Annotated in this window: 4 protein-coding genes; all 4 read right to left on the reverse strand. The window is 43.6% G+C overall.

All coding sequences use genetic code 11. The annotated features are described in order from the left end of the window. A partial coding sequence (locus tag J7K40_09950; protein MCD6162720.1) for a hypothetical protein occupies positions 1 to 208 on the reverse strand: 208 nt, incomplete at its 3' end. Beyond that, complete coding sequence (locus tag J7K40_09955) at positions 205 to 450, reverse strand: hypothetical protein (GenBank protein MCD6162721.1); 246 nt, start codon at positions 448 to 450, stop codon at positions 205 to 207. The genes J7K40_09955 and J7K40_09950, both read right to left, overlap by 4 nt. Beyond that, positions 429 to 710 (reverse strand): DUF2829 domain-containing protein, encoded by a 282-nt coding sequence (locus J7K40_09960; GenBank protein ID MCD6162722.1) that lies wholly within the window; start codon positions 708 to 710, stop codon positions 429 to 431. The genes J7K40_09955 and J7K40_09960 overlap by 22 nt, the downstream gene beginning before the upstream one ends. Then, entirely contained in the window at positions 710 to 3124 is a 2415-nt protein-coding gene (locus J7K40_09965) for a terminase family protein (protein MCD6162723.1), read from the reverse strand. The genes J7K40_09960 and J7K40_09965 overlap by 1 nt, the downstream gene beginning before the upstream one ends. Positions 3125 to 3419 lie beyond the last annotated feature (295 nt).

Below are 3419 nucleotides of genomic sequence, written 5' to 3' on the forward strand. Positions count from 1 at the left end.
TGTCAGTAACAGTGTCAGTCTCTTCTTCGTCTTGTGTCATAAAATCATCAATATTAATAGGGTCTTGAGAGATTTTATTCTTTCGCGGCATGAACGTCTCATGGCTGTCGCGTTTCGTTCGATAGACGAGGAGCCCACCGACGATTACGCCGAGGAAAGTGGTAGTTGCCCCTGTCCAGATTAATGATAAGATTGCTGTGATTGTCATGATATAAGCTCTCTTTCGTCAACAAGTGTGTCAAATATTAAAGATGTTGCACAAAGTTCAAGATTAATACGCGAATCATCAGCGCCAATGAAAGGATAAGGCTCACCGAAAAGAGCACACCAATCACCGCAAGTTGTCTTCTCATGTAAGCTCGGACACTCCGCTCGTTTCTCACCAGATGGACGTTGGATTCGTAAGAAACCGTACTTATCAATTCGACCTACCATGGTGCGTTCTCCCACTCAGTACACAACATATCTTCTGCTGTTGGTGTCCACCCTGGTTCGATAGTACCATCTAAACTAAATAGATCAAACGAAGGAGTTGTGACAGATTCTTTAGTGAATTGTTCAGCCATAACTTTAAATGCTTTACCACATTTAGGGTTTTCAGGAACGACGCAACTGAAACCAGGATTTAACACAACCCATTTATCCCACCAATCACGGCGAACACAATCTCCTTCCTTCAACCTCGCTAAAGCCCACCCGAAATCTCGCATCACCCCTCCATGTTGACAGCATTTTGATACATTGCGTTGCCGGTTAAGTTCATCCAGTCAATCTCTTCAGGTGTCTGGCGCTTCTGCCTTTCTGCGATCGGCGTTGGAAATGCAAATGTGTAGGCTAAAGCATCGGATTCATTCGGAGAAGGGATACCTCGTTTCCTCGCATCGCTCTTTTTCTCTAACACCATTCTGTCCGAAATGTCAAATGAATAAGTAAGCCCTGTCAAATCAGCCATGAGTGACGGCCTATCAGGAATATCTCCACCAGCGACCAACCACTTCTTCATTTCATCCCAACATTCAGCTCGCTTGTTCTTATACTTAGGAGATGACGGAGATGCGCCGCTGTTTACTTCAATCACTTGAAACTGCATCTGCCTGAGCCTGTCAACCAGACCAGCCCCAATACCAACCGAATCAACAAACGTTCTCGCAGGTTTATATTTCTGAATGGTGAGAGCAACTTTATCAGCTAATGACATCAAATCCATGTCGTTATAAACTTGAACTTCCAAGGTATGAAGTCCCTGTCTCACGTAAATAACGGAACTATCATCACCGAAACGCGCAACATCTACGCCAAGTACGATAGGAGCCCAGTTCCACATATCAGGAGTATTGGTGGCTTCTCTTGCTTTAAGCGCAACATCTAAAGTGATTAAAATATTATCAGAACTGGCTGTCCAATCACAAAGGAACTCTTGGCGATACTGACTTTCGGTCATGTTTTCTTTCGCAGCTTCGAGATCTTCTTTCGACAGAACCTTAGTTTCATCCGCTCTATAAATCTTACAAAACCACTTTTCTTTCCGTAAACCAGAGTGATATAGTTCACTTAGTGTATTTATCCCTTTCGGCGTTCCAATGAAGCAAACCCATCCCTGCCGGTCGATGAGTGCAGGCGCAACAACTTCACCCCACACATCGGGCTTCATTTGTGCAACCTCATCCATCACAACGCCGTCTAAATACTGACCACGCAAGTTATCAGGATTATCTGCACCAAACAGACGGATCTTTGCACCGTTGAAAAAGGTCACAGATAATTCACTTTCGTTGATTTTCATGCGAGGAAGTTTGGAGGTATAATGCTTAAGATAATCCCAAGCGATAGTTTTAGCTTGATTATATTGCGGAGCGATGTACCCGAACCTCGGACGCACCTTCTTAGATTTGACGGCGGCTTTGATTAAGTGATTGATAACACAGACAGAATTGTGGGTGGGAATCAGTTCTTTACCAGCGAGGAAAAGAGCATCTTGAGCGTCTACCGTGATACAACGTACAGGTTCAGACGGTATAGGGTCGACAGCGACGATGCGCCGGTTTCTACCAAAAGCAGAAGGTTTAGTTGGTTTGAACCTTGTAGTCTTATGCTCAACGAAGAAAGGATTAAAAGCTGGATTAAAATGAATCCGCCAATAAGTTTTACCTTCAACTATCTTTTTGTGCATCGTCGGTTTTTCACCAAGACCACGAATAAGTTCAACTATATCAAGAGCATGCGCTTTACTTTTCTGTAGTATTTCACAACTTCTTCCGTTCTTATCAATACATCCATCAGTGTCCATTAAACCAGAAAGGAGAGCCAACCGATCATCAAGAGAAGCACGAAGATATTGTGGCGGGATATGTTTGTTTTGGAGAAGATTGAGACGTCTGAGAAGCGTCGTTGGGCCTGTGTATTGATTTCTTCCTGTAATAGAGAAGGTGCGTGCTTTACCACAGTTCGCACTACTCACCATACGAAATATGAAACCATTCGCACTTGCATATTCACGAATCGCATCAAGAATCTCAATGTCACCGTTAGTCACATTAAACTTCCGACTTGTACCATCACCAAGCCATATACCAAGAATATAAGGAGGAATTATAAGGTCATCGTCACCAGTGAGTTGAACGGGTTTGCAAAGAGGAATAGAATGATTGTGTTCACCACGGGCATAAAGAGTTTCAGCAATTTCGTCAGTCGTTTTAGCACAACCAGGAAGCGGATCACACCAACCGGAAGAGGTCTTGCGAGTCACTTTATCTCTGATTCTACCAGCGCGATTCGCACGGTCATATTTCGTCTGAGTGTGCCAGAGATGTTCGCCATCTGCTACAATCTCAGTCCCGTCGTCAAAAACAACTTTGTAACATTTACGATTATGAAGAATAGGATGTGCGCGGATAACAGTAGTAGGGATGCCATTGGAACCGAGGATTATATCACCATCCACAAGTTCACCCATCGTCGTCCAGATACCGTCTGCACGAAGGATAGGGGTCGATAAACGAAGGGCTTTACCGAGCCTCCTATGAGCTACAATCACTGACCAACGATACTTGTCAAGAGCGGCGTGAATCTCCACCTGCTCTCTACGCGGCTTATAATCAATCTGGATTGTGCGTTTCTTAGCCATTACTACCTAGTAGCTGAGTTTTAGAAAAAATAATATATTTTCCGCTCTTCTCATATCGAAGGGGTGGGTCTATATATGGCGTTAATCTATGGTGTTTGTTGCTGTCATCATTCATCACATTAATCTATGACTCTGAGAATCACATAAGATTCGTACCATCCTCAGAATCAATACTCTTATACTCTTATTTAGAGTTCAAGAGTCGCAGATTAGATGGATGGAGTGATATATAGAGAGGGTACACCCGTTGGGACTCCTTAACCTCTGATTGCCCTCTTGATCTAATCCTTTAGCA

The organism is Candidatus Zixiibacteriota bacterium (genome assembly GCA_021159005.1).
In the GTDB taxonomy this organism is placed as follows: domain Bacteria; phylum Zixibacteria; class MSB-5A5; order UBA10806; family 4484-95; genus JAGGSN01.

Coding starts and splice junctions, on each gene's coding strand:
- J7K40_09960 (MCD6162722.1), bottom strand. CDS start 710: ATGCGAGATTTCGGGTGGGCTTTAGCGAGGTTGAAGGAAGGAGATTGT.
- J7K40_09965 (MCD6162723.1), bottom strand. CDS start 3,124: ATGGCTAAGAAACGCACAATCCAGATTGATTATAAGCCGCGTAGAGAG.